The organism is Actinomadura sp. NTSP31 (genome assembly GCF_041951385.1).
Lineage (GTDB): Bacteria > Actinomycetota > Actinomycetes > Streptosporangiales > Streptosporangiaceae > Spirillospora > Spirillospora napierensis.
This window is the reverse complement of the sequence record NZ_JBGNUT010000006.1, coordinates 361,464-385,164: the sequence shown is the minus strand read 5'-3', so window position 1 is coordinate 385,164 and position 23,701 is coordinate 361,464. Positions and strand designations below refer to the sequence as shown.

The following is a 23,701-nucleotide window of genomic DNA, read 5'->3' as shown; positions in this document are numbered from 1 at the left end:
GCATCAACTAGGCGTTTCAACGCCAAGCATGACGCGGACTAGGCGTTCTCGGCACCGGCGGACGCCAGGTCATTCTCCGCCCGGCAACGGCTTCTTGCCTGGTAGGCGCACATGGGCGGGCAGGTAGCGACATTCCCTGGCAAAAAGCGGCAGGGTTGCATCACAGGGCAAAACACCGGAATTGGTGGAATATTGGCCAGGTGGACGCCACAATGTGAGCCGTCCCGGTCGAGCCTTGAGAGGGAGCCGATGACGCCTCGCCCCTGGTTGGCTGACCTGCGCAAAGCCGCCTGTTACACCCAGTCCTCCCTGGCCGAGGAGATCGGGGTGTACGTCACCACCGTCAGCCGTTGGGAGACGGGCGCCACCGAGATCGCCGACCGCCACCGGCGCCCTCTGGCCGCCGCGCTGCAGCTCACCCTGGACGAACTCAACAAGCTGCTCGCCCCGGTCGCCAGGAGGCGGGCACCGGGCGGCGCCGGCGTGCCGGGCGCCCCCGGCGGGCATGGCTCCGCCGCCCCCGCGGCGCACCCGCAGGCCAGGACGGCGGTGGCGCCGGATGTCGAGGGAGCCGCACCCGCCGCCGGGATCCCCGCCGATTCGGTCGAGCGGCTGCGCATCGGCCTCGACCGGTCGGTGCGCACCGCGGACCTCTCCCATCTCGTCGAGGACTGGGAGCTGACGGCCTACGAGCACGCCTGCTCGGTGCGCATCGCGCCGCCCAACGCCGTCATAGGCGACATCGGTGCCGACATCGGCGACCTCCGCGAGCTCATCAACGCCCCGCCTCCCGGCCTCGACGACGCGCACCGGGACGCGGGCATCCACCAGTCCCTGTTACGGGTGAGCGCCCAGCTCTGCGGGCTGATGGCGGTGGCGCTCACCGAGGCCGGCGAGCTCGCGGCCGCGTCCCGCTGGTGGCGCACCGCACGCCAGACCGCCCGAGCGAGCGGCGACCAGCAGCTGCAGACGTGGATCTGCGGGCGACGGGCCCTGGCCGCCCAGGCGACCGGAATGCCCTCGCTGGCGCTGCGGGTCGCCGAGCAGACGCGGAAGCTGGCCGGCGAACGCCCCTGCGCGGGAGCGGCCGAGGCGCACGCGGCCCGCGCCCTGTCGCTGGCCACGTCATTGACCACCTCGAGCAGTGCCGCGCGGGCCCGGCTGGCCATGGCCGAGATAGCCGGGCTGGAGGAGCTGTTCGAGCGGCTCCCCGACGAGGTCCGCACCGAGGAGCACGCCCTCTGGGGCTGGCCGCAGAGGCGATTGCGCTCCACCCGCACCGCCGTGCAGGCCATCCTCGGGCCCGGCACCCCCTACACCGGCCTCGCCGGCGACCTGGAGAGCGACCTCAAGGCCGAACTCCACGAGCTGGAACCGGAGGCCGTCCGCGAACGCGCCGAGGTGAAGCTCAAGACGAGCATGGTCCTCATCCACGCCGGGGAGACCTCCCACGGCCTGGACACCGCGGCCGCCGCGCTGGACGGACTGCCGTCCGACCATCGCACCGCCACGCTGGCCTACCTGGCCCGCCGCGTGTACCAGTGCGTGCCGGAACGCGACCGCGACCGTCCCGCCGCCCACGGCCTGCAAACACTCGCCGGCCAGTACTGGCGATGAGGACGAGGTGCTCGGACCTGCCGGGCCCGGTTCCGGGCACCCGGCGTGCGCGTCGGTCAGAGCACCGGTTCCGCGGTCTGCACGCGGGTGGGGAATGGCCGGCCGCGCCGGCGCGTCGGGGCGGCCCGCCTCAGCTCGCTCCGCAGCGCGGCGAGTGACACGGCCCCGACGAGGACGGTCCCGTCCGGGAACCGGAAGACCGGCACTCGCGGGCCGGGCTCATGGAAGGACCGCGCGGGTTCGGCGCCGGGCCGCTCGCCGCGCTTCTCCTTCCACCGGACACCGATCGCGGACGCCAGGCCCCGCAGCACGTCCGCGTCGGCGATGTCCAGACCGTCGGTGAAGTAGGCGCGGTACAGGCGGGCGGCCATGTCCTCGGCGGTGCCGTGCGCGGACGCCAGCGCAATGAGCCGGTGGGCGCTGGCGGTGTGGGCGGGGACGATCCGGTCGAGGTTCACCACCAGGCCGTCGGCCGCCGCCGCCCCTGCGATGTGCTCGGCCCCCGCGGCGGGACGGGCCTGGAGATGGCCGCGTCTCGGCGGCGTCCCCGCCGAGGAGACCGCGGTCGGGTACGGCCTGAAGACGATTTCCAGTTCGCCGCCGCCCGCCCGGTGCTCCTCGGCGGCCCGCTGGAAGCGGGCGTAGCCGAGCGCCGACCAGACGCAGGCGATGTCGTGGGTGAACTCAACTTTCATGGGGCTCGTCCCTCGCTGGCGGCACGGATCGTTCCGTGCCGCCTCAGCATGCACGCCGCCGCGCACCGAGTCAATACGGAACGTTCCGTGCCGCCTGAGGGCTATGCTGTCCGCATGTCACCGAGACGTCCCGAGCGCCGCAGCGAAGAGGCCGCCAACGCCGTCATCAAGGCCGCCATGGACCTGTGCCAGGAGGTCGGGTACCGCAAACTCAGCATCGAGGGCATCGCCGCCCGCGCCGGCGTCGGCAAGAACACGATCTACCGCTGGTGGCCGTCCAAGGCCCTCGTGCTGCTGGACGGCCTGCTGTCCACATGGAAGACGGACGCCTCGTTCCCCGACACCGGTGACTTCGTCGCCGACATCAAGACGCAGATGGCGGCGGCCTCGCGCATCCTCGGCGACCCGGCCGTCTTCCCGCACTACCGCGCGCTGATCGGCGAAGCCCAGCACGACCCCGACCTGCACCGGGCCCTGTGGGACAGCTTCATCGGGCACCTGGCGGGCGCCGCCGCCGAACGCATCAGGACGGCGCAGCGCGCAGGACAGGTCCGTCCCGACGCCGACCCGGTCCTCGTCACCGAACTGCTCTACGGCGCCGCCTACTACCGCCGGCTGCTCACCCCGCGCACAGCCGACACCGAACACATCAACGCCATCGTCGACCTCGCCTTCACCGGCCTCGCCCCCTCGGCCGGCACCCCCACCCGATAGCACGCCCCCGCTTCCACTTACCGAGGGTAATCGAATGACACGCCTCGGTGATCACAGCTTCGGCCGCCGGTCCGGACCACACTGACCACATGAGTGATCTGGATGCGGAGGAAGGGGCACAGCGGACGTTTCCTCCGTTGCCGGAGAGTGCGGCGCACGCTCGGGGGTTCGTGCGGGACCGGCTGGCGGGCGGCGTCCCCCAGGACGTCGTGTGCACCACCGAGCTGCTGGTCAGCGAGCTGGTGACCAACGCGGTGCTCCATACGCGTTCCGAGATCGGGGTGTCGGTCCGGTCCCTGGGCGGCACGGTCCACGCGCGGGTCGTCGACCGCGAGCCGCGTCGCGGGCTGGTGCCGCGGCGCCGCCATCCGTACACCGACACGGGACGGGGCCTCTACCTCGTCGAGCGGCTGGCGTCCCGCTACGGAGCCGACACCGGCGAGAAGAGCAAGGCGGTGTGGTTCGAGCTGGGCCCGCCGGGACCCCGGTCGGCGGCTTCCGCCGGGTGGGGCCCGGTCGTTCCGATCTCCGGCGACCTCCGCGGCGTGACGCTGGCCGACCTGCCGTGGGCGCTGTGCATGGCCGAGGAGCAGCACCGGCACGCGCTGCTGCGCGAACTCCTCCTCGCCTCGGCCGCCGGCGAGTCGCTCGGCATCCGGTCGGAGGACCTCGCAGCCGCCCACGACGTGAGCAACGTGATCAGCGCATGCGTGGCGGCCGCTGGGGAGGACCGTCCCGCCGACGCCGATGTCCGCACTCTGGCCATCTCGGTGCCGGCGCACGTCTCGCCGGCTCTGCCCGCCCTGCGCCGCGTCCTCGACAGGGCCGAGGAAGCCGCCCGGCTCGAGCACCTCCTGGCCCGGCCCTCCCTTCCGCAGCTCTCCGCCCTGCGGCGGTGGATGCTCGACGAGATCAGCGGGCAGCTCGGCGGAAGCGCCCCCACCGCGTGGACGGTGGTCCCCCGGGAGCCGACCGCCTCGCCCCTGGATCTGAGGCCCTGGGACCTCGAACAGATACGGGCCAGCAGGTTCCCCACCATCGCCATCGACGACCGGAACCAGATCATCGCGGCGAACGAGGCGGCGGCGGACCTGGTCGGCTGGGACGCCGCCGACCTCGTCGGGCGGCGGCTGTCCGTCCTCATCCCCGAGCACCTGCGGGAACGCCATATGGCCGCGTTCACGTCCCTGTTGCTCACCGGACGCCCCCGGATCCTGGGCCGGCCGGTCCCCCTCCCCGCGCTGCACCGCGACGGCCAGCTGATCCCCATTCGCCTGCTCATCCAGGCGCAGGAGATGAGCGATGGCCGCACGGTCTTCGTCGCCCAGCTCGTCCCCCGGACGGCCGCGCCCGAGCCCACGCCCGCCGAGTGGCCCGGGGAGATCCACGAAAGCCGGAAGGCGGCCTTGACCCAACCGCCGCCCTCGCCGGACCCGCAACCGCGCGAGCCCGGCAAGCGGGCGCGCGAACACGACCGGAGCATGTCGGAGCTGGAACGGCTCTCGCTGCTGGCCGAGAGCGCGCGCGCAGCGAGCGAAGCCCAGGACCTGCCGCAGGCTCTTCGCCACGTCGGCCTGCTGCTGACCCGGCGGCTGGCGGACTGGTGCGCGGTGGACCTGATCGACGAGCACGACGAGGTGGAGCGGGCCGTCGTCGTCCCCCACGATCCCGCCCCGTCCTCCTCCGTCTACGAGGGCGCTCTCCCTGCGCTGTCGAGCCCCGCTCGGGGCCCCCTCGCCCGGGCGCTGCGCGGCGCAGGCCCGCTGCTGCTCACCGGCGCACCCCCGACGGGCGCGGGCAGGAGCCCGCTGGACAGCCGGTACGCGGAGCTGTCGGAGCGGCTGGGCGTCAGCAGCGCCGTCGTGGCGCCGCTGCAGGCCCATCGCGAGATCGTGGGCGCGCTCACGGTGGGCCGCCCCGGTCCGGAACAGCCGTTCACCCAGGACGACGTGGAGCTGGTCGGAGAACTGGCCGGGGCGCTCGCCCTCCAGGTGGCGAACCTGCGCAGGTTCACCCGCGTCCGCAACATCGCCGAGCACCTGCAGCACTCCCTCCTCCCGGCGCTGCCCGAGGTCGAGAACCTGCGGCTCTCCGCACGCTACGCACCCTCGACCATCACCGCGCAGGTGGGAGGCGACTGGTATGACGGTTTCCCCCTCCCGGACGGCGGCACGGCCGTGATCATCGGGGACGCCACCGGCAGCGACATCGACGCGACCGCCACCATGAGCCGGCTGAGCAGCATGATGCGCGGCATCTCCGTCGTCTGCCAGGAGCCGCCCGAGGAGGTCCTGCGCCACCTCGACATGGCGAACCGGACCCTGGTCCAGGAGGCCACCGGCACATGCGTCTACGCCGTCGTCAAAGGTTCCGGTGCGGGCCCTTGGGAGCTGTCCTACTCTTCCGCCGGGCACCTGCCGCCACTGCTGACCACCCAGAACGGCGAAACCCGCTACCTGGAGGAGGGCGGCGGCCTCATGCTCGGCACCGGATTCGACCTTCCGCGCCCGGGAGCCCGGATCCCGCTGCCCGCCCATTCGACCGTGCTGATGTACACCGACGGCCTCGTCGAACGCCGCGGCGAGGCCATCGATCACGGCTTGGGCCGGCTCCGCGAACACGCCGCCGCCCTTTCCCTCGCCCCTCTCGAAGTGTTCTGCGACGAACTGCTCATCAGGCTGGGCTCTGACAGCGACGACGACATCGCCCTCATCGCCGTCCGCCCGACCCCACCGTGAACGCGAATCCGCGGCCGGACGTCCTGGCGAAACCGGCCATTTCGGCGATCTTGCCGGTCTAGGCTGGGCCGGAATTCTGCACCGGGGAAGTCTGGAGGCCCGTGATGGCCGAGGAGAAGCCCGCGGACGGCGGGGCGCCGGATGCGCCCACGTTCGACACCAGCGTCGCGCACATAGCCCGGATCCAGGACTACTGGCTGGGCGGCAAGGACAACTACGAGCCCGACCGCGAGGCCGCGGAACAGGCCATCGCGGCGCTGCCCGACATGGTCGCCTCGGTGCGCAACACCCGCGCGTTCCTGGCCCGCGCCGTCCGCTTCCTGGCCGCCGAGCGGGGCGTGCGGCAGTTCCTCGACATCGGCACCGGCATCCCGACCGCCGACAACACCCACGAGGTCGCGCAGGCCGCCGCCCCCGAGAGCCGCGTCGTGTACGTCGACAACGACCCGGTCGTGCTCGCGCACGCCCGGGCCCTGCTCACCGGCACCCCGGCCGGCGCCACCTCCTACATCGACTCCGACATCCGCGACACCGCCACGATCCTGGACGCCGCTCGGCAGATCCTGGACTTCGACCGGCCGATCGCGGTGATGCTGATCGCGATCATGCAGTACGTGCCGGACGAGTCCGACCCGTACGGAGTCGTCCGCACACTGGTCGACGCGGTCCCGAGCGGCAGCTACGTGGCGATCTCCCATCCGGCCACCGACATCCAGGCCCAGAAGATGGCGAACATGGCCGACCGGCTGAACGAGGCCATGGCGCAGACCATCACCCTGCGCAGCCGCGACCAGGTGGGGGCCTTCCTCGACGGCCTCGACCTCGTCGAACCCGGCCTGGTACGGGCCCCGGAGTGGCGCCCGGACGACCCGGCCCTGGCCTCCACCCCGTCCACCATGTGGAGCGGTGTCGCCCTCAAGCCGTGAACCCCCGTCGCGAGCACGGGAGATGCGGATTCACCGACGCCGGCCGGGAGACGCACCCGGTGATGGCGCGATCAGGCTTCACCGTCAGGAGGGCTCTGGCGTGCTGCGCTCTTGCGGCGCGGTTTCGCCGACCGGGGCGGGATGGAGCGCATGTGATCGCGGACGACGGTGAGGACGCGGGCAAGGCCGTCGACGTCCTCGCGCGCGAGCGGTTCGAGGAAGAGCCGTCGTAGGACGTCGATGTGGCCGGGGAACACCCTGGCGAGCACGTCCCGTCCCGCTTCGGTGATGGTCACCGTCACGCCCCGGTCGTCCTCCGCGGACGGGCTGCGAGCGACGAGCCCGGCCTTCTCCAGCAGCCCCACCTGGTAGGTCAGGCCGCTGCGGCTGTACACGACCCCGTCCGCCAGCTCGGTCATGCGCCGGCTGCCGTCCACCGCGTCCCCGAGCGTGGCCAGGAGCTGGAACTGGACGTAGCTGAGGTCGCCGGCGTCGCGCAGCTGCTGCTCCACCGTGTGGCGCAGCAGGCTGCTCACCTCGATGAGCGCGAAGTACGCGCCGAGTTCGGCGGGATCGAGCGGCGGAGGGGGCTCCTCTTCGGTCATGCCGCCATCGTACTTGCTTCGACTTCGAAGCAGTGTTAGCCTCAGGCTAGTGCTTCGAATTCGAAGCACTGTCCTAGGGGAAAGAAGTTCGCCATGAAGGCAGTGCGGTTCCACGAGTACGGCGATGCCGATGTCCTGCGCTTCGAGGACGCGGCGCTGCCCGTCCCCGGCGCCGGCGAGGTCCGCATCCGGGTCGCGGCGACGTCGTTCAACCCGGTCGACGCCGGCATCCGCAGCGGTGGTCTTCAGGGCCCGTTCCCGGTGACGCTCCCCCACACGCCCGGCATCGACGTCGCCGGAACGGTCGACGCGCTCGGTGACGGCGTCGACGCGGTGGCGGTCGGTGACGAGGTCGTCGGATTCCTCCCGATGATCGGCGACGGCGCGGCCGCCGAGTACGTCATCGCGCCCGCCGAGGTCCTGGCGGCCGCGCCTTCGAGCGTGCCGCTCGCCGACGCGGCGGCCCTGCCGCTGGTGGGCCTGACCGCATGGCAGGCACTGTTCGAACTCGGCGGGCTCACCGCCGGGCAGCGCGTCCTCGTCACCGGCGCCGGAGGCGCCGTCGGCGCCTACGCGGTGCAGCTGGCGAAGAACGCCGGCGCGCACGTCATCGCCACGGCGAGCCCGCGCAGCGCGGACCGGGTCCGGGCCGCCGGCGCCGACGAGGTCCTCGACCACACCGCGACCGACGTGGTGGACGCGGTGGCCGAGCCGGTCGACCTGCTGCTCAACCTCGCACCGATCGAGCCCTCGCAGCTCGCCGGCCAGGCCGCTCTCGTGCGGTCCGGCGGGGCCGTGGTCAACACCACGGTGTGGATGCAGGCGCCGAGCGACGAAGCACGCCGCGTGCGCGGGCTCAACGTCTTCGTCCGAAGCGACGCGAAGCAGCTCGCCGGCCTCGTGGAGGCGGTCGACCGAGGCGAACTCCACATCGACATCAGCCGCCGTGTCCGGCTCGAGGACCTCCCGGCGTTCCACGCGGAAGCCGCCGCCGGTGCCGTGTCCGGCAAGGTCGTCGTCCTCGCGCCGACCGCCTGACCCCTCTCACCGAACGGAACGCGGACGTGGCTTCGGCAAGGCGGGGGCGTTTCAGCGCGCTATCCGGCGGTGGACGTCGTCGACCACTCAGCTTCATGCAGATGTTCGGGGTGGGCAGCGGGCTGGCCATCCTCATCGACGCCATCGCCGTGCGCGGCTTCCTCGTGCCCGCGGCGATGCGCCTGCTCGGCCGCTCGGCCTGGTACGCGCCGCCCGTCCTGCGCAGACTCCACGCGCGGTTCGGCCTCAGCGAGGGCGGCACCGAGGCGGCGCCGGTGACCGTGATGGCCGAATCGTCATAGGTCCCGGTGCCGTGTGCCCGCCTCCCCATCGAGGCGGGCGCACGCATGTCCGGCGATCGATCCCTGCCGGCAGCCGCCCGTGGTCGGATCAGCGTTGCGCGTTGACGAGGCGTGTCACCAGCGTCATGAACTGACGCCGCTGGGCGGCCGTCAAAGGCGCCAGGAATTCGTCCTGGACACCGTCGATGACCTTGTCGAGTTCGAGGAGCCGGTCAACGCCTTCCGCCGTGATCGTGACGATGTTCCGGCGCTTGTGGGCGGGATCGGCCGAACGCTCGACCAGGTTGCGCGACTCGAGCTCGGTCAGGGCGGCGGTCACGTCGCTGCGATCGATCCTGGTCTTCCGGCCGAGGTCGGCCTGGCTCGCGGGCCCCCACTCCTCCAGCGCGGCGAGGAGCCGGTAGTGGTAGCCGCGCAGCCCGCCGCCGTGGGCCTCGAACCCGGCGTTCAGCAGCCCGGAAGAGCGTGCGTACGCCCGGCTGACCAGCCAGGTCGCACGTCCTTCGAGCCGGGTGGGAGCGGGGCCGCCGTCGTGGTGGTTCGTGGGCACGCGCCCAGCCTAACAGTTGTGGGGCACGCCAACACTCGCTATGTTGGCCATACCAACACAATTGTCGCGGCGCTCACCGCGTTGGCGACCACGTGACCTCCGCCCCCCGGAAGGAACCACCGGCATGACGCAGCAAGAAGGAGCCACGGCGAGCGGCCCCGCGGCCGTCGCCGAACCGGTGCCGGACCGCCGGCTCGGCGTTGCCACGTGGGTCATCGCCTTCGCGCGGTTCCTGGTCGTGCTCGACGGCACGATCATGATCGTCGCGCTCCCGAGCATCCAGGACTCGCTGAAGATCTCCTCGTCGAACCTCAACTGGGTGATCAACGCGTACTCGCTGACGTTCGGCGGGCTGATGCTCGTCGCCGGGCGGGTCGGCGACGTCTACGGCCGCAAGAGGGTCTTCAGCACCGGCCTGGTGCTGTTCGGCGCGGCCTCGCTGCTCGGCGGGCTCGCGCCCACCGGCGGCGCCCTGATCGGGTTCCGCGCCGTCCAGGGCGTCGGGGCCGCGATCGCCACCCCCGGCGCGCTGTCGCTGCTGATCGCCACCTTCCCCGAAGGCCGGCCCCGCACCAGGGCCCTCGGCCTGTACGGCGGGATGACCGGGCTGGCCTCGGTCATGGGCCTGGTCCTGGGCGGCGTGCTGACCACCTACGCCAGCTGGCGCTGGGTGCTGCTGGTGAACGTCCCGGTCATCATCGGCGTCCTGCTCGGCGTCAACGCCCTGGACGAGGGCGAGCCCGCCGAGCGGACCCGGATCGACGTCCCCGGGGCGATCACCGCCACCCTCGGTGCCGGCTCGCTGGTCTATGCGGTGGACCGGGTCGGCGAGCACGGCTGGAGCGATGCCGTGGTCGTCGGCTGCCTGATCGCCTCGGCCGCCCTGCTGGCCGCCTTCGCGGTCCTCCAGCGCACCGGCCGCGCGCCGATGATCCCGCGGGAGGTCGTCAGCGACCGCGGCCGGGTCGGGGCCAACATCGTCACACTGCTGATGTCGACGGGCAGCTTCGCCACGTACTTCTTCCTGACCCTGTACATGCAGCAGGTGCTGGGCTACTCCGCGCTGCGGACCGGCCTGATGTACCTGCCGCTGGCGGTGGGCTTCGGCATCGCGGCCGGCGCCGTGGGCCCGCAACTGCTCGCGCGCACCTCGGAGAAGGCGGCCCTGTCGCTGGCCCTGGCGCTCGCCGCCGCGGGCACCGCCTGGCTCGGCTTCCTGACGGTGCACTCCAGCGTCTACGGGATGATGCTGCCGGCGTCGCTGGTCACCGGACTGGGCCTCGGCGCCACCGTCGTCGTCGCCACCGGGATCGGTGTTCGCGGGATCGACAGCTCCGAGGCCGGCATCGGCTCCGCACTGCTCACCGCCGGCTCGCAGATCGGCGGCGCGCTGGGCCTTGCGGGGCTGGCGACCGTCGCGGTCACGACGACCCGGCACGCGGCGAAGGGCACCGCCCTGCCGGACGCGCTGGTCCACGGCTACACGGCGGGCTTCAAGGTCGCCGTCGGGCTGTACCTGCTCGGCATCGTGGTCTCCCTGGGCACCGTCACCCCCTACGCCCGCACGTCCCGCGACGGCGAAGAAGGCGGCGCGGGAGGCGACGGACTCCCTGGTGAGTGATCACGGTCGGCGGTCGGCGGTCGGCGGTCGTCACGGATCCGGCACTGGGCGGCGTCAGCGGCCCGCGTCGGCTCGTGGTCGGTGCCGCAGAACACCGCCCAGTTGTTCGACATGGACGCTGAAACCGACTTCGCGGCCTTCCGGTTCGTCCGTGACGAGGACCGTTGGAGCGGCGCCCCCGTCGCTCGGCACGGCGCCGTCAGCGTCCGCGGGTCCGTCCGCCTGATCGGCTGAAAGCGGCGCACGCGAGTCACCGGACCGCCGCCGGCCGGGCGCCTCGTGCACGGACTCCGCGCGTGGCGGGGCGCCCAGGCTGGCGGCGAGGTCTTCGCGCAGCCGCGTCAGGCGGGAGATCTCGGCGTCCAGGGACTGCAGGCGGCGCAGGGCCACGCCGGCCGTCCGCGCGCAGCCCGGACCGGCGTAGTCCGGGAGCGTGTCCCCCTCCAGGAGCTGGAGGCGGTCCGCGCTTTGGCGCACGTCCTCGATCGTCAGCCCGAGGGCCAGCAACTGCCGGATGATGCGCACCCGGTTCACCTCTTCCGGCCCGTACTCGCGCTGCCCGCCGGCCGTGCGGGAGGGCGGTGGAAGCAGACCGCGCTTCTCGTAGAACCTCAGTGCCCGCGGGGTGGTTCCGGCCGCCGCCGCGGCGTCGCCGATCCGCATCCGCCCTCCCATCTCGCCCGGCCGCGGCTGCGCGCGGCTACAACTCCACGACGACGGCGCCGAGGTGGCGGCCGCCGATCACTTCCTGCAACGCCTGCGGGGCGTTTTCGATGCCCGCGACCCGGACGTGCGGGAACGTCAGCTCGCCGGACCGCAGCCAACCGCCGACCGGCTCGGCCCAGCGCCCCCGGGCGTCGTCGTCGACGCCGCCGAAGCCGCGCATCTCGATCCGCTTGACGATCAGCTGGAAGGTGTCGATCTCGACGGGTCCGGTGGTGCCGGACAGACCGGGGGCCATCTGCCCCGCGAGGGCGCCGACGAGGACGAAGCGCGCGCCGGGGCGCGCCGCCGCGACGGCCGCCTGGAGCTGCTCGCCGCCGACGTTGTCGACCAGGACGTCGATGCCCTCGGGGGCGGCCTCCGCGAGCTGCTCGGCGATCGGCCTCCCGCCCGGCCCGGCGTCGCGGATCACGGCGGCGTCGTAGCCGAGCTCCTTGACGAGGCGCTCCGCCTTGGCGGGCGAGCCGGTGCTCCCGATGACCCGTCCCGCGCCGAGCAGCCGGGCGATCTGGCCGGCCAGCGAGCCGACGCCGCCCGCGCCGCCGGTGACGAAGACGGTGTCGCCGCGGCGGACCGGCGCGTCCCGCGTCAGCGCCGTGTAGGCGAGCGCCGCCGACCCGAGATGCACGACGGGATCGGGCAGCGCGCCGTCCACCGGCGTCCACTGGCCGGCGGGGACGGCGGCGTACTCGCGCCACCCGAGGAAGTGCTGGACCAGGTCACCGGGGCGCAGCCCGGTGTCCGCCGGCGCCGAGACGACCTCGCCGATCGCCGCTCCGAACAGGGTGTCCCCCGGCTTCAGCGGAGGGTAGGGGGCGCCGGCGACGCCCCCGCCGAGCAGCGTTCGCAGCGCGGGGAAGACGTGGAAGAACCGGTTGCGGACGAGCACGTCACCGTCGCCGGGCACCGGCGGCGGCGTCCGCTCGATCGTGAAGTGCTCCGGCTTCGGCAGGCCGTCGGGCAGGGCGGCGACTCGGACTTCGCGGACGGACGCGGGCAAGGTCGACACAGGACGCTCCTCTGATCGGAACACCGGCTTGACGCCGGGCGTGGTGACGCTAACCCCTGACCCGCGCGTCAAAGGCAAGCGCTCCGTCACGGCGGGGCGTTCCTTTCGGGAGGGAGCTCGCCGGTCAGGAACTCCCGGCCGACCTCGGTCTGCCTGTAGGCCACCGGGTCATGGAGGGCGCGGGCGTAGTGCCAGAACCGGGCCAGCCCGGGGTTCGACCGGGCCGAGCCGGGACCGGCGAGCTCGAAGACGCGGGAGGCGACCGCCAGCGACGCCTGGACGGCGGCGATCTTGGCGGTGGCGACCAGGACCGCCGGCGCGCCGCACCCCTGCCCGGACGGCCCGGCGCCGTCCGCCCCGTGCAGGGCCGGGCTCAGCTCCTCGACGGCCTGGTCCGCCAGCGCGCGCGCCGCGCGCACCTGGGCCAGCAGGCCGCCGTAGGCGCCGGACAGGTAGGCGTCGCCGCCGTTCCGCCTCGCCTGCCCGAGCGGCCAGGGCCGGGACCTGGCGACCGCGTGCGCACGGGCGGCGTTCAGGGCCCCTTCGGCGATGCCGATGTAGAGCTGCGCGAACACCATCTGGATGGCGGGCGCCATCAGCGGCGCGGTGCCGGCGCGGGCACCGGGCCGGCCGATGACGTCGTCCTCGCTCACGGCGGCCCCGGAGAAGCGGACCTCCCCGTCCCCGGCCCGGACGACACCGGGGCCGGCCGGATCGACCAGGACCATCAGCGGCTCCCCCGTGCCGGCGCGGGTGGCGCCGAGGGCGAGGCGGTCGGCGAGGGCGGCGCCGGGGGCGATCGCCGTCGCGCCGTCCAGGAGGAGGCCGCCGCGCGGGCCCGGCGCCAGCGTCAGGGCGGTCTCGCGCGGGTCGGGCGCGCCGCCCAGGAGCCATCCCCCGGCCACCGCGCGCGGCCAGACCCGCTCGCACGCCTCCTCCGCGCCGAGAAGGGCGGGCGTCCAGGACAGCAGGTAGTGGTGTCCCAGCAGCAGCCCGATGTCGGTGTTGAGGGCGGCGACCTCGCGCAGGACCTGGTAGGCGGTGCGCCAGCAGGCCCCACCGCCGCCGTGCCGCGCGGGGATCGGCAGCGCGAGCAGCCCGGCCCGCCGCAGGGCCTCGGCGCCGCGCGGCTGCGGGCGCCCGGCGTGGCGGCCGTCCGGGTCGTCCACGGCCGGGCCGGCCGCGGTGGTCCGGGCCAGCGCGAGCCAGTCCGCGTGGTCGCGCGGGGAGGCCTGCTGCACGGGCTGGTCGCACGTGGTGGTCACGGTCGTCTCCCAACGGGCCGGAGCATCCGGCGGACGCGGGGAGTGTAGGCGCCCACCGGGTGAAGAATCAAACCAAACCAGTAGGAAATACAGGTTATTGGCGGGGGCCGGGCTGCCCCGGCCAGCCGCGCCGGTCCTCCGGCGGCAGCAGCAGCACCTCCATCGCCCGCGCGCAGGACTGGGCGTGCGCCAGGAACCACGGGACCCGCGCGTCCGAGACGACCTCGGGCGTCGAGCGCAGCGCGAGCGCGTACCGGGCGTGGCCGGCGCGGTCCAGCAGCGGGACGGCGAGGGTGCGCACGCCCTCGGCGGACTCGCCGTCGTTCATCGCGTGCCCGGCGGCGCGGACCCGCTCGACCTCCGCGCGCAGCTCGGCCACGTCCGCGATGGTCCGGCCGGTGAGCGGGCGCAGCGGCGCCAGCCCGGCCAGGTCGTCCGCGCCGGGCCGGGGCCAGGCGAGCAGCACCTTGCCGAGCGCGGTGGAGTGCAGCGGGCGGCGCAGCCCGACGCCGTCCTCGGTGCGCCGCACGGTGCCGCCGGCGAGCAGCAGCGCGTGGTCGCCGCTGCGGGTCGCGAGGTCGGCGGTCGTCCCGGTGACCCGGGCCAGGTGCTCCAGTTCCGGCGCGACCCGGTGCAGGCCCTGCTGGTGGAACGACAGCAGGCCCAGTTCGGTCACCGCCGGGCCGATGCGGTAGCGGGCGGCCGGGTCGCGGACGAGGAACTCCGCGCCCGCGAGGGTCTGCGCGAGCCGGTGCGCGGTCGAGGTGCTGAGGCCGAGGCGGCGGGCGACGCCGGACGCGGTCATCGGCGCTGCGCCGTCGCGGAAGCAGAGCAGGACGTCCAGCGCGCGCCGCACCGCCTGCCCGCCAACGGGATTTTCTGCCATGTTTCCCACCATATGGGATCCATATTGAGTTGGTAGGTTTTGTTGGCAATACTCGCCGGCATGGCCGACACCCGTCCCCGGGACCTCTGGTTCACCCGCTGTCCCGTTCCCACCGCCACCGGCATCGCCGCAGACCAGGGCTGGCTCGCGGCGGAGTTCGCCGCCGACGGCATCACCGTGCGCTCGCTGCAGGAGGCGGGCGCGGCGGCCGATCGCGGCGAGCACTTCCGCCACCGGCTTCCCACCCTGGTGCGCGAGGGCGGCAACGTCCCCGCGCTGTGGGCCCGCTCCAGCGGCGCGCCGACCCGCCTGGTCGGCCTCACCTGGTTCGAGGAGCGGCAGGTCGTGCTGGCCCGCCCGGGCGCGGGGGTGCACGGCCCGGAGGACCTCAAGGGCCGCCGCCTCGCCGTCCCGCGCCGCTCCATCGAGATCGACTTCTGGCGGGCGATGGCGCTGCGCGGCTTCGACGGCGCGCTCCGCCACGCCGGGCTGACCCTGGCCGACGCCGACCTCGTCGACCTCGACGGCGACGCCCTTCCCGGGCAGTGGGAGGCCGAGCTCGCCGCGCTGCGCGACGGCCGCGTCGACGCCGTTTACACCAAGGGCTCGGTCGCCGTGGAGACCGCCGCCCGCTACGGCGCGGAGGTCGCGATCGACCTCGACGCCCTGCCGGACCGCCGCCGGCGGGTCAACAACGGGACGCCGCGTCCCATCACCGTCGACCAGCGGCTGCTCGACGACCACCCCGACCTGGTCGTCCGGTTCCTCGCCGTGCTGCTCGGCGCCGCCGACTGGGCCCGCGACCACCCCGGCGACCTCGCCCGCATCCTGCGGGACGAGACCGGGTCCGGCGCGGAGGGCGTCGCCCGCGCCTACGGCGACGGCTTCCACCGCGAACTGCACGCCGCGCTCGACGCGGACCGCCTCGCCCTGCTGGCCGACCAGGAGGAGTTCCTGCGCCGGCACGGCTTCCACGACGCCCCGGTGGACGTGTCCGCCTGGGCCGACCCCGCCCCCCTCACCGCCGCGCGCGACCTCGTCCCGCGGCTCGCCTTCGTCGCACAGGAGCATCCATGAAGCGCTTCCCCGCCCGTCCGGCCCTGGCCGCCGGCGCCCTCGCGGTCCTGCTCGCCGCCGCGGGCTGCGGCGGCTCGGACGCCGACGCGTCCGGCGGCGGGACGGTCACGATCCGCGTCCCCGACCCGGGCAACTCCGGGGTGCTCGCCGCCGGGAAGAAGGACGGCAGCCTCGACAAGGCGCTGTCGGCGGTGCACGCCAAGGTCAAGTGGACGGGCAGCACCGGGCCGTTCGCGCCCGCCGCGCAGGAGCTGAACGCCGGCGAGCTCGACTTCGCGCAGGGGTCGATCACCTCCGCGATCGCCGCCCTCGCCCAGAAGCCCGGCTTCAAGCTGTTCGCCCAGATCGCCCCCGACAAGATCGGCGAGGGGATCCTGGTGCGCAAGGGCTCCCCGATCCGCACGCCCCGCGACCTGGTCGGCAAGTCCATCGCCGTGAACAAGGGCGGGACCGCCGAGTACCTGCTACTGAAGGCGCTCGCCGCGTCCGGGATCAAGCCGGACCAGGTGAAGCGCGTCTACCTCAACCCCGCGCAGACCGCCCCCGTCTTCAACTCCGGGAAGGTCGACGCGTGGGCGGTCTGGGCGACGTACTCGCTCCCCGAGATGGCCGCGACCGGCGCGCACTTCCTGGTGAACGGCGGGCAGATCGGGTCGCAGAACTACTCGGTGTGGGCCGTCCGGACGAAGCTCGCCGACGCGCACCCCGAGGTCGTCAGGGCGTTCTACCAGTTCCTCCACGACCGGGGGCAGGACCAGATCAAGAACCCCGGCGGCTACGTCAACGTGTTCACCAAGGCGGGCCCGCAGGCCGTCAGCGGCGCCGCCGAGCAGCTCACCGTGCGGAACCTCGCGCAGGGCGCGACCGCCGAGCCCATCGGGGCGCCCGACCTCGCCGGGTTCGCGAGCGTCGCGCAGTTCTTCGCCGACCAGAAGATCACCCCGGTGAAGGTGGACGTCAAGCCGTACGTGGTGACGCTGCCCGGGAGCGGGACATGACCGCCGCCCCCGCGGAGCTCGACGCGCACGCCGATCTCGTCGTCCCGCGCCCGCGCATCCCGAGGCCGCGCCGCCGCGGCGTGACCGTCGCGCTGCGCACTCTCGGCCCGCTCGCGCTGCTCGGCGGCTGGTGGCTGGCGTCCGCGACCGGCGTGCTCAGCCCGGACGTGCTCGCCTCGCCCGCGACGGTCGCGGACGCGGCCCGCGAGCTGTGGGCCGACGGCCAGCTCACCGACGCGCTGCGGGTCTCGCTGACCCGCGCCGTCCTCGGTCTGGCGTGCGGGCTCGCCGCCGGGCTGCTGCTCGGCGTCGTCACCGGCTTCTCCCGGCTCGGCGAGGAGCTGCTGGACTCGCCGCTGCAACTGCTGCGCGCGCTGCCGTTCCTGTCGCTCGTCCCGCTGTTCATGGTGTGGTTCGGGATCGGCGAGTCGGCGCGGATCGTCCTCATCGCCGTCGCGACCACGTTCCCGATGTACGTCTCGACCGCGGGCGGCGTCCGGAACGTGGACCGGCGGCTGCTGGAGGCGATGCGCACGTTCGGCCTCGGCGGGTGGCGGCTCGTCCGCGAGGTCGTCCTGCCCGGCGCGCTGCCGTCGCTGCTCGCCGGGTTCCGGCTGTCGATGACGCTCAGCGTGATCGCGCTGATCGCCGCCGAGGAGATCAACTCGACGTCCGGGATCGGCTACCTGATGACGCAGGCGCAGAGCTTCTCGCGCACCGACATCCTGTCGGTCTGCGTGCTGGTGTACGGGCTGCTCGGGCTGGCCGCGGACCTGCTCGCGCGCGGCGCGGAGCGGCTGCTGATGCCGTGGCGGGCGAAGGAGGCGGCGCGATGAGCACCGCCGTGCACCTGCGGGGACTGCGCCGGGTCTTCGGCACCCGCGCCGTCCTGGACGGGGTGGACCTCGACATCGAGCGCGGCGAGTTCGTCGCGCTGCTCGGCGCCAGCGGCACCGGGAAGACGACGCTCCTGCGCATCCTCGGCGCCCTCGACCGGCCGGACGGCGGCACGGTGCTGGTCCCGGAGGCCCGCACGATCGTGTTCCAGGAGCCGCGGCTGGTGCCGTCGAAGCGGGTCCTCGGCAACGTCGTCGTCGGGCTGCCGCGCGGCGCCGCCGTGCAGGAGAAGGGGAGGCGGGCGCTCGCGGAGGTCGGCCTCGCCGACCACTCCCGGGCATGGCCGCACACGCTGTCCGGCGGCGAGGCGCAGCGCGTCGCGCTGGCGCGGGCACTGGTCCGCGAGCCGGAACTGCTGCTGCTGGACGAGCCGTTCGCCGCGCTCGACGCGCTGACCCGGCTGCGGATGCAGGACCTCGTCGGCGACCTGGTCCGCACGCACCGTCCGGCGGTGCTGCTGGTCACCCACGACGTGGACGAGGCGATCCGGCTGGCCGACCGCGTCGCGGTGCTGAAGGACGGCCGGCTCGTCACCGACGAGCGGGTGGTGGCGCGGCATCCCCGCGACGCCGCCGACCCGGAGTTCACCGCGCTGCGCCGCCGGCTGCTGAGCGATCTCGGCGTCCGGCTCACCGGCTCCGAGCCGGAGCCCGGCGAGGAGCCCGGCAAGGAGAAGGCCGGACGGCCGCAGGAAGGAGCGATACGTTGACCCGCTTGCATGTCGTGGCGCCGACCCGCGCGCCCGGACGGGCCGTGCTGCCCGATTTCGTCACCGACGTGCGGCCCCGCACCGCCGAGCCCGAGCACCGCGCCGTGGGCCGGGCCGCCGAGCTGGGCGGGCTGGACGGCGTGCTCGTCCCGTTCGATCCGGGCGGCCATGACCCGCTGGTGCTCGCGGCGGCGGTGCTGCGCGACACCCGGCACGTCCAGGTGGCGGCCGAGTTCCATCCGGCGATCGCGACGCCCGTCTACGCGGCGAAGCTGTCGGCGTCGCTGCAGCGCTTCACCGGCGGGCGGCTCGCGTGGCGGCTCGCCGTCGACCTCCCGCCCGACGTCGCGCGCGCACACGGCGACTTTCTGGACGGCCCGGCCCGCTACGCCCGCGCCGACGAGTTCCTGACGATCGCGAAGGGCGTGTGGAACGAGCGCCCGTACACCTTCGAGGGCGAGCACTTCCAGGTGCTGGACGGCGGCTTCCCCGGCTCCCGGGTGCCGCGCCCGTTCCCGCGCGTGTACCTGTCAGGGACGTCGCCGGAGGCCCTCGCCCTGTCCGCCCGGCACGCCGACGCGCACCTCATCGGCCCCGACGACGACCCCGGACTCGTCCCGGACGGCGTCGACGCGGCGCTGCGCCTGCGCGTCGACGGGCTGGACGAGACGGCGCTCGCCGACGAGATCGTGCGCCGCGCCGGCGAGGGCGTCGCCGAGTTCATCGTGGAGCCGGCCGCCACGCCCGCCACCGCCTACTGGCTGGCGCAACGCGTCCTGCCCCTGCTGCGGAAGGAGACCGAACGTGCCGGTTGACATCTACTGGCGCATCGCCATGGAGGGCGACGCCCCGGCGCTGCGGCTCGGCGACATCACCCGCGGCGGCTTCGGCCCGTACCTGCCGGGCGCCCTCGGGCCCGGCCTGCGCGACGGCGGACCGGACGGGTACGGCCCGCTCGACTACATGGGAGAGGTCGCGCGGGCGACCGAGCGGTCCGGGTTCGTCGGCGGGCTGATGCCGTCCTTCCCCGAGACCGACGACCCGTGGGCGGCGGCCGCCGCGCTCGCCGGGGAGACCACCGCCTACCGCTTCATGATCGCGTTCCAGCCGGGGTTCCTGCATCCCGTCCAGGCGGCCCGGATGTCGGCGTCGCTCCAGGTGGCGACGGGCGGGCGCGTCGTCTACAACATCATCTCCGGCGGCGGCGGGCCCCAGCAGCTGTGGTGGGGCGACAAGGTCGACCACGACGACCGGTACGCCCGCACGTCGGAGTTCCTCGACGTGCTGAAGGGCGTGTGGGACGGCCCGTTCGACCACGAGGGCCGCTTCTACCGGGTCGAGGGGGCGGCGCTCCCGCCGGAGCTGCGCGGGCAGCCGTTCCCGGAGATCTACTTCTCCGGCTCCTCGCCCGCCGCGATCGCCGCCGCGGGCCGGCACGCCGACTACTACCTGTCCTGGCTGGAGCCGTTCGACGCGCTCGCCGCGAAGTTCGCCCTCGTCCGCGAGCACAGCGACGCTCCCCCGAAGTTCGCCGTCCGGGTGGACGTCCTCGCCCGCGAGACGGAGGAGGAGGCGTGGGAGGAGGTCCGCCGGGGCTGGGCGCGGCTCGGCGACGCGCAGCGCACCCCGGACGCGTCCGAGTCCGTCGGCTGGCAGCGGGGCCGGGCCTTCACCGACGGCGCCGGCTCCGACCACCGCGACCTCGAAGTGCAGCCCAACGTGTGGGGCGGCTTCAACCGGCTGCGGCCCGGGCCGCTGTTCGGGCTCGTCGGCGACTACCACCAGGTCGCCGCGCGGCTCGACGAACTGATCGACCTCGGCGTGGACGCCTTCATCCTCGCGGGCGTCCCGCACCTCGAAGAGGCCCAGCGCGTGGGCCGCCACGTCCTGCCCCTGCTGAAAGGAAAGACATCATGACCCTGCGCGTCGGCTACTTCCCGCAGAACAACTCGCTGTGGGTGCTGCGGCACCGCGGCATCCTGGAACGGTCCGTCCCGGACGTGGAGTGGGTCGATCTGCGGTCGCTGCCCGCCGGCGACCGTCCCGCGCCCACCGAGGGCCTGCCGTCCGGGCACGGCGACCACCTGTTCGACGGCGGCTACGACTTCATCGGCACCGGCTCCACCCCGCCCGTCACGGCGCAGGCGAAGGGGCACGACGTCGTCTACGTGGCGATCTCCGGGCCGCGGGTGGAGAACGGCCGGATCGTCGTCCCGGACGACTCCCCGATCGCCGGCCCCGCCGACCTCAAGGGCCGGCGCGTCGCGCTCGGCCACGGCTCCTGGCAGACCACCCTGCTGCTGCTCGCCCTGGAGAAGGCGGGCCTGACCTGGAGCGACATCGAGCCCGTGGACGCCTACGGCAACGCCGCCGAGCTGTTCCTGAACGGCGAGGTCGACGCCTGGGTCGGCTCGTACCCGTACCTCACCGACGTCGAGAACCGCCGTCCCGTCCGGACGGTCATCGAGACGCCGGGCCTGTTCAGCCACCGCTCGCTCTGGTTCACCACCCGGACGTTCGCCACCGAGCGGCGCGACGAGCTGGCCGCGATCGTCGCCGCGCTCAAGGAGTCGGACGCCTGGGTCGAGGCCGACCCGCGCGAGGCCGCCGCGCTGTTCGCCGCCGACGACGGCGGTGACGTCGACGCCTGGGAGCACGCACTGCGCACCCGCCCCTGGGGCCTGCGCCCGGTGGACGAGGGCTTCGTCGCCGAGCAGCAGCACGCCGCCGACCTCTTCCACGCCAACGGCCTCATCCCGCGCCCGGTCACGGTCGCCGACGCGGTCCTCCCCGAGATCAACGAGCTGGTCGCCGCACCCACTCCCTGACCCCCCTGCTGCGCGGACGTGTCCCACAGTTGCAGCAGTCCGGTTGCCGCCGGCGGTCGCCAGAACATCACCGGACGGCGTCGTTAAGGCCCAAGGCCGCCTAGTGCGTTCGCACTAGGGCAGGTGAGCGGCTGATCCGGGTGCACCAGGGGAAGACGGCGGCGGGAGACGATGCCGGGCGGGGGTGCCGGAGGGAAGTGTTGAAGGCGCGCGAAACTCGCGCATTTCCCCTTCCCTAGCGGTATCTGGAGTGAGCAACAAGTGGCGACATTTCTTTATCGGATCGGGCGGTGGGCTTTTCGGCGGCGCCGGCTCGTGGCCGGTCTGTGGCTGGGCGTTCTGGTGCTGGCCGGGGTGGCCGCCGCGCTGGCGCCCTCCGGGCAGGACGAGGACCTCTCCATGCCCGGCACCGAGTCGCAGAAGGCGTTCGACCTGCTGGACGAGCGCTTCCCCCAGAGCAACTCCCAGGGCGCCGAGGCGCGCCTGGTGTTCCAGGCGCCGGACGGGCAGCGGGTGACGGCCGGGGAGAACAAGGCGGCCGTAGAGAGAACGCTCGGGTCGCTGAAGGCGGGCGGTCAGGTCGCGTCGACCACCGACCCCTACGAGACCGGCGCCGTCAGCAAGGACGGCACCATCGCCTACTCCACGATCACCTACACCGCCGACGCCGTCGACCTGACCGGGCCGACGAAGAGCGCCCTCGAGGACGCCGCGGCAAAGGCCCGGGACGCGGGCCTGACCGTGGAGGTCGGCGGCTCGGCCCTGGACTCGGACGAGGAGCCGGGTGGGACGACGGAGATCATCGGCGTGGTGGTGGCGGCCGTGGTGCTGGTCCTCGCCCTCGGGTCGCTGGTCGCGGCCGGGCTGTCGCTGCTGACCGCCTTCCTCGGCGTGGCCATCGGCTTCGGCCTGGTCAGCGCGCTGGCCGTACCGCTGGGCCTGACGTCCACCGTCGCCATCCTGGCGCTCATGCTGGGGCTGGCCGTCGGCATCGACTACGCGCTCTTCATCACCTCCCGCTTCCGCGACGAGCGCGCCCGGGGAAGCGACCCGGAGGAGGCCGCCGGCCGGGCGGTGGGCACGGCCGGATCCGCCGTCGTCTTCGCCGGCGCGACCGTGTTCATCGCCCTGGTCGGGCTGGGGGTCGTCGGGATCCCCGAACTCACCAAGATGGGCCTGGCCGGCGCGGGCTCCGTGGCCCTCGCCGTACTCGTCGCGCTGACCCTGGTCCCCGCGCTGATCGGCTTCTTCGGCCGGCGGGTCCTGTCCCGCGCCGTCCGCAAGGCGGGCCGGCCCGGAAACGGGTGGACGGTGCCCGCCGCGGCCGGACGGCCCGGGCTCGGCACCCGCTGGGCGCGCTTCGTGCTGCGCCGGCCCGTGACCGTGCTGCTGGTCGCCGGGCTCGGCCTCGGCGCGGTCGCCCTGCCGGCGCTGAGCCTCGAACTCGGGCTGCCCGGCGACGAGTCCAAGTCGGTCGACACCACCCAGCGCCGCGCCTACGACCTGCTGTCGGAAGGCTTCGGCCCCGGCTTCAACGGCCCGCTGACCGTCGTCGTGGACATGTCGAAGTCCGCAGACCCGAAGGCCACCACGGACCTGGTCGTCAAGACCGTCCGGGGAGTGGACGGGATCGCGTCGGTCGGCGACCCGGTTCTCAACCGGGCAAAGGACACGGCCGTCCTCACCGCCGTCCCGAAGACGGCGCCGACCAGTGGCGAGACCAAGGACCTGGTGCACGCCCTGCGGGGGGCGGTCTCCGGAGCCGAGTCCGGCACCGGCGCCGACATCCTGGTGACCGGCACCACCGCGCTGAACATCGACATCTCCGAGGCGATGTCCGACGCCCTCGTCCCCTACCTGACCGTGGTCATCGGCCTGGCGGTGATCCTGCTGATGGTGGTCTTCCGCTCGGTCCTGGTCCCGGTCAAGGCCGCGCTCGGCTTCCTGCTGTCGGTGGGCGCCGCCTTCGGCGTCGTCGTCGCCGTCTTCCAGTGGGGCTGGGCGGCGGACCTGATCGGCATCGAGCAGACCGGGCCGGTCATGTCGCTGATGCCGATCCTCATCATCGGGATCGTGTTCGGCCTCGCCATGGACTACGAGGTCTTCCTCGTCAGCCGGATGCGGGAGGCCTATGTGCACGGCGCCTCCCCCGGCGAGGCGATCGTCGGCGGTTTCCGGCACAGCGGACGCGTGGTGGCCGCGGCGGCGATCATCATGATCAGCGTGTTCACCGGGTTCATCGGGATGAGCAACCCGACCATCCAGACGATGGGCGTCGGCCTGGCGTCCGCCGTCGCCTTCGACGCCTTCGTGGTCCGGATGGCGATCGCGCCCGCGGTCCTGGCACTGCTCGGTCGCAAGGCCTGGTGGCTGCCGCGTAGCCTGAACCGTGTGCTGCCGAATGTGGACATCGAGGGTGAGGCGCTGAGCCGGCGCGTCCCGGCCTCCGCGACCGTGCCGGACGCGGCGGCGCCGCGGCTCCCCGTCGACTGGCGCTGAGCCC

The 23,701-nt window shown here is 73.7% G+C and carries 22 protein-coding genes; 15 read left to right on the top strand and 7 right to left on the bottom strand.

Features of this window, described 5'->3' with window-relative positions; translation table 11 throughout:
• Positions 1–249 precede the first annotated feature (249 nt).
• Positions 250–1,617 carry a helix-turn-helix domain-containing protein gene (locus ACA514_RS13690; protein WP_375041467.1) on the top strand — a complete coding sequence of 456 codons (1,368 nt, stop codon included), beginning with the start codon at positions 250–252 and terminating at the stop codon, positions 1,615–1,617.
• A 56-nt stretch (positions 1,618–1,673) separates the two neighbouring features.
• Here ACA514_RS13690 and ACA514_RS13685 read toward each other — a convergent pair whose 3' ends face one another.
• Positions 1,674–2,312, bottom strand: coding sequence for a DsbA family protein (locus tag ACA514_RS13685; protein WP_375041466.1), 639 nt, complete (start codon positions 2,310–2,312; stop codon positions 1,674–1,676).
• A 114-nt stretch (positions 2,313–2,426) separates the two neighbouring features.
• On the opposite strand from ACA514_RS13685, the gene ACA514_RS13680 reads away from it, so the two are divergent.
• The 3 genes from ACA514_RS13680 (at position 2,427) to ACA514_RS13670 (ending at position 6,690) form a co-directional block, all read left to right on the top strand.
• Positions 2,427–3,026 (top strand): TetR/AcrR family transcriptional regulator, encoded by a 600-nt coding sequence (locus tag ACA514_RS13680; protein ID WP_375041465.1) that lies wholly within the window; start codon positions 2,427–2,429, stop codon positions 3,024–3,026.
• Between the two features lie 137 nt (positions 3,027–3,163).
• Positions 3,164–5,764 (top strand): SpoIIE family protein phosphatase, encoded by a 2,601-nt coding sequence (locus ACA514_RS13675; RefSeq protein WP_375041464.1) that lies wholly within the window; start codon positions 3,164–3,166, stop codon positions 5,762–5,764.
• A gap of 104 nt (positions 5,765–5,868) precedes the next feature.
• Positions 5,869–6,690: an SAM-dependent methyltransferase gene (locus tag ACA514_RS13670; protein WP_375041463.1), complete on the top strand. Its 822-nt coding sequence runs from the start codon at positions 5,869–5,871 to the stop codon at positions 6,688–6,690.
• A 71-nt stretch (positions 6,691–6,761) separates the two neighbouring features.
• On the opposite strand, the gene ACA514_RS13665 is transcribed toward ACA514_RS13670, so the two are convergent.
• Positions 6,762–7,295 (bottom strand): MarR family winged helix-turn-helix transcriptional regulator, encoded by a 534-nt coding sequence (locus ACA514_RS13665; RefSeq protein WP_375041462.1) that lies wholly within the window; start codon positions 7,293–7,295, stop codon positions 6,762–6,764.
• Between the two features lie 93 nt (positions 7,296–7,388).
• Between ACA514_RS13665 and ACA514_RS13660 the strand changes: the two genes are divergently transcribed.
• A complete protein-coding gene (locus tag ACA514_RS13660) occupies positions 7,389–8,333 on the top strand; it encodes an NADP-dependent oxidoreductase (protein ID WP_375041461.1) in 945 nt (314 codons plus the stop codon).
• Positions 8,334–8,428: 95 nt separating this feature from the next.
• Entirely contained in the window at positions 8,429–8,635 is a 207-nt protein-coding gene (locus ACA514_RS13655; protein ID WP_375041460.1) for an MMPL family transporter, read from the top strand.
• Positions 8,636–8,723: 88 nt separating this feature from the next.
• On the opposite strand, the gene ACA514_RS13650 is transcribed toward ACA514_RS13655, so the two are convergent.
• Positions 8,724–9,185 (bottom strand): MarR family winged helix-turn-helix transcriptional regulator, encoded by a 462-nt coding sequence (locus ACA514_RS13650; RefSeq protein ID WP_375041459.1) that lies wholly within the window; start codon positions 9,183–9,185, stop codon positions 8,724–8,726.
• A 124-nt stretch (positions 9,186–9,309) separates the two neighbouring features.
• Between ACA514_RS13650 and ACA514_RS13645 the strand changes: the two genes are divergently transcribed.
• Positions 9,310–10,806 carry an MFS transporter gene (locus ACA514_RS13645; protein ID WP_375041458.1) on the top strand — a complete coding sequence of 499 codons (1,497 nt, stop codon included), beginning with the start codon at positions 9,310–9,312 and terminating at the stop codon, positions 10,804–10,806.
• 54 nt (positions 10,807–10,860) lie between these two features.
• On the opposite strand, the gene ACA514_RS13640 is transcribed toward ACA514_RS13645, so the two are convergent.
• The 4 genes from ACA514_RS13640 to ACA514_RS13625 form a co-directional block, all read right to left on the bottom strand.
• Complete coding sequence (locus ACA514_RS13640) at positions 10,861–11,469, bottom strand: MerR family transcriptional regulator (RefSeq protein ID WP_375041457.1); 609 nt, start codon at positions 11,467–11,469, stop codon at positions 10,861–10,863.
• 37 nt (positions 11,470–11,506) lie between these two features.
• Entirely contained in the window at positions 11,507–12,538 is a 1,032-nt protein-coding gene (locus tag ACA514_RS13635; protein WP_375041456.1) for an MDR family NADP-dependent oxidoreductase, read from the bottom strand.
• 86 nt (positions 12,539–12,624) lie between these two features.
• Complete coding sequence (locus tag ACA514_RS13630; protein WP_375041455.1) at positions 12,625–13,803, bottom strand: acyl-CoA dehydrogenase family protein; 1,179 nt, start codon at positions 13,801–13,803, stop codon at positions 12,625–12,627.
• A gap of 94 nt (positions 13,804–13,897) precedes the next feature.
• Positions 13,898–14,689, bottom strand: a complete 792-nt coding sequence (locus ACA514_RS13625; RefSeq protein ID WP_375041454.1) for an IclR family transcriptional regulator — start codon at positions 14,687–14,689, stop codon at positions 13,898–13,900.
• Between the two features lie 60 nt (positions 14,690–14,749).
• Here ACA514_RS13625 and ACA514_RS13620 point away from each other — a divergent pair, with 60 nt between their 5' ends.
• The 8 genes from ACA514_RS13620 (at position 14,750) to ACA514_RS13585 (ending at position 23,697) form a co-directional block, all read left to right on the top strand.
• Positions 14,750–15,766, top strand: coding sequence for an ABC transporter substrate-binding protein (locus ACA514_RS13620; RefSeq protein ID WP_375041453.1), 1,017 nt, complete (start codon positions 14,750–14,752; stop codon positions 15,764–15,766).
• Complete coding sequence (locus ACA514_RS13615; RefSeq protein WP_375041452.1) at positions 15,763–16,764, top strand: NrtA/SsuA/CpmA family ABC transporter substrate-binding protein; 1,002 nt, start codon at positions 15,763–15,765, stop codon at positions 16,762–16,764. Before ACA514_RS13620 ends, ACA514_RS13615 begins: the two co-directional genes overlap by 4 nt.
• A complete protein-coding gene (locus ACA514_RS13610) occupies positions 16,761–17,600 on the top strand; it encodes an ABC transporter permease (RefSeq protein ID WP_375041451.1) in 840 nt (279 codons plus the stop codon). Before ACA514_RS13615 ends, ACA514_RS13610 begins: the two co-directional genes overlap by 4 nt.
• A complete protein-coding gene (locus tag ACA514_RS13605; protein WP_375041450.1) occupies positions 17,597–18,370 on the top strand; it encodes an ABC transporter ATP-binding protein in 774 nt (257 codons plus the stop codon). Before ACA514_RS13610 ends, ACA514_RS13605 begins: the two co-directional genes overlap by 4 nt.
• On the top strand, positions 18,367–19,185 hold the full coding sequence (locus ACA514_RS13600; protein ID WP_375041449.1) for an LLM class flavin-dependent oxidoreductase: 819 nt from the start codon (positions 18,367–18,369) through the stop codon (positions 19,183–19,185). Before ACA514_RS13605 ends, ACA514_RS13600 begins: the two co-directional genes overlap by 4 nt.
• Positions 19,175–20,287, top strand: coding sequence for an LLM class flavin-dependent oxidoreductase (locus ACA514_RS13595; protein ID WP_375041448.1), 1,113 nt, complete (start codon positions 19,175–19,177; stop codon positions 20,285–20,287). Before ACA514_RS13600 ends, ACA514_RS13595 begins: the two co-directional genes overlap by 11 nt.
• Positions 20,284–21,198 carry an ABC transporter substrate-binding protein gene (locus ACA514_RS13590; protein ID WP_375041447.1) on the top strand — a complete coding sequence of 305 codons (915 nt, stop codon included), beginning with the start codon at positions 20,284–20,286 and terminating at the stop codon, positions 21,196–21,198. Before ACA514_RS13595 ends, ACA514_RS13590 begins: the two co-directional genes overlap by 4 nt.
• 315 nt (positions 21,199–21,513) lie before the next feature.
• Positions 21,514–23,697, top strand: a complete 2,184-nt coding sequence (locus tag ACA514_RS13585; RefSeq protein ID WP_375041446.1) for an MMPL family transporter — start codon at positions 21,514–21,516, stop codon at positions 23,695–23,697.
• The last annotated feature ends 4 nt before the right edge of the window (positions 23,698–23,701 follow it).

Excerpts from the sequence above, each read along its gene's own strand:
- ACA514_RS13690 (WP_375041467.1), top strand. The coding sequence starts at position 250 with ATGACGCCTCGCCCCTGGTTGGCTGACCTGCGCAAAGCCGCCTGTTAC.
- ACA514_RS13685 (WP_375041466.1), bottom strand. The coding sequence starts at position 2,312 with ATGAAAGTTGAGTTCACCCACGACATCGCCTGCGTCTGGTCGGCGCTC.
- ACA514_RS13680 (WP_375041465.1), top strand. The coding sequence starts at position 2,427 with ATGTCACCGAGACGTCCCGAGCGCCGCAGCGAAGAGGCCGCCAACGCC.
- ACA514_RS13670 (WP_375041463.1), top strand. The coding sequence starts at position 5,869 with ATGGCCGAGGAGAAGCCCGCGGACGGCGGGGCGCCGGATGCGCCCACG.
- ACA514_RS13665 (WP_375041462.1), bottom strand. The coding sequence starts at position 7,295 with ATGACCGAAGAGGAGCCCCCTCCGCCGCTCGATCCCGCCGAACTCGGC.
- ACA514_RS13660 (WP_375041461.1), top strand. The coding sequence starts at position 7,389 with ATGAAGGCAGTGCGGTTCCACGAGTACGGCGATGCCGATGTCCTGCGC.
- ACA514_RS13655 (WP_375041460.1), top strand. The coding sequence starts at position 8,429 with ATGCAGATGTTCGGGGTGGGCAGCGGGCTGGCCATCCTCATCGACGCC.
- ACA514_RS13645 (WP_375041458.1), top strand. The coding sequence starts at position 9,310 with ATGACGCAGCAAGAAGGAGCCACGGCGAGCGGCCCCGCGGCCGTCGCC.
- ACA514_RS13640 (WP_375041457.1), bottom strand. The coding sequence starts at position 11,469 with ATGCGGATCGGCGACGCCGCGGCGGCGGCCGGAACCACCCCGCGGGCA.
- ACA514_RS13625 (WP_375041454.1), bottom strand. The coding sequence starts at position 14,689 with ATGGCAGAAAATCCCGTTGGCGGGCAGGCGGTGCGGCGCGCGCTGGAC.
- ACA514_RS13620 (WP_375041453.1), top strand. The coding sequence starts at position 14,750 with ATGGCCGACACCCGTCCCCGGGACCTCTGGTTCACCCGCTGTCCCGTT.
- ACA514_RS13615 (WP_375041452.1), top strand. The coding sequence starts at position 15,763 with ATGAAGCGCTTCCCCGCCCGTCCGGCCCTGGCCGCCGGCGCCCTCGCG.
- ACA514_RS13610 (WP_375041451.1), top strand. The coding sequence starts at position 16,761 with ATGACCGCCGCCCCCGCGGAGCTCGACGCGCACGCCGATCTCGTCGTC.
- ACA514_RS13605 (WP_375041450.1), top strand. The coding sequence starts at position 17,597 with ATGAGCACCGCCGTGCACCTGCGGGGACTGCGCCGGGTCTTCGGCACC.
- ACA514_RS13590 (WP_375041447.1), top strand. The coding sequence starts at position 20,284 with ATGACCCTGCGCGTCGGCTACTTCCCGCAGAACAACTCGCTGTGGGTG.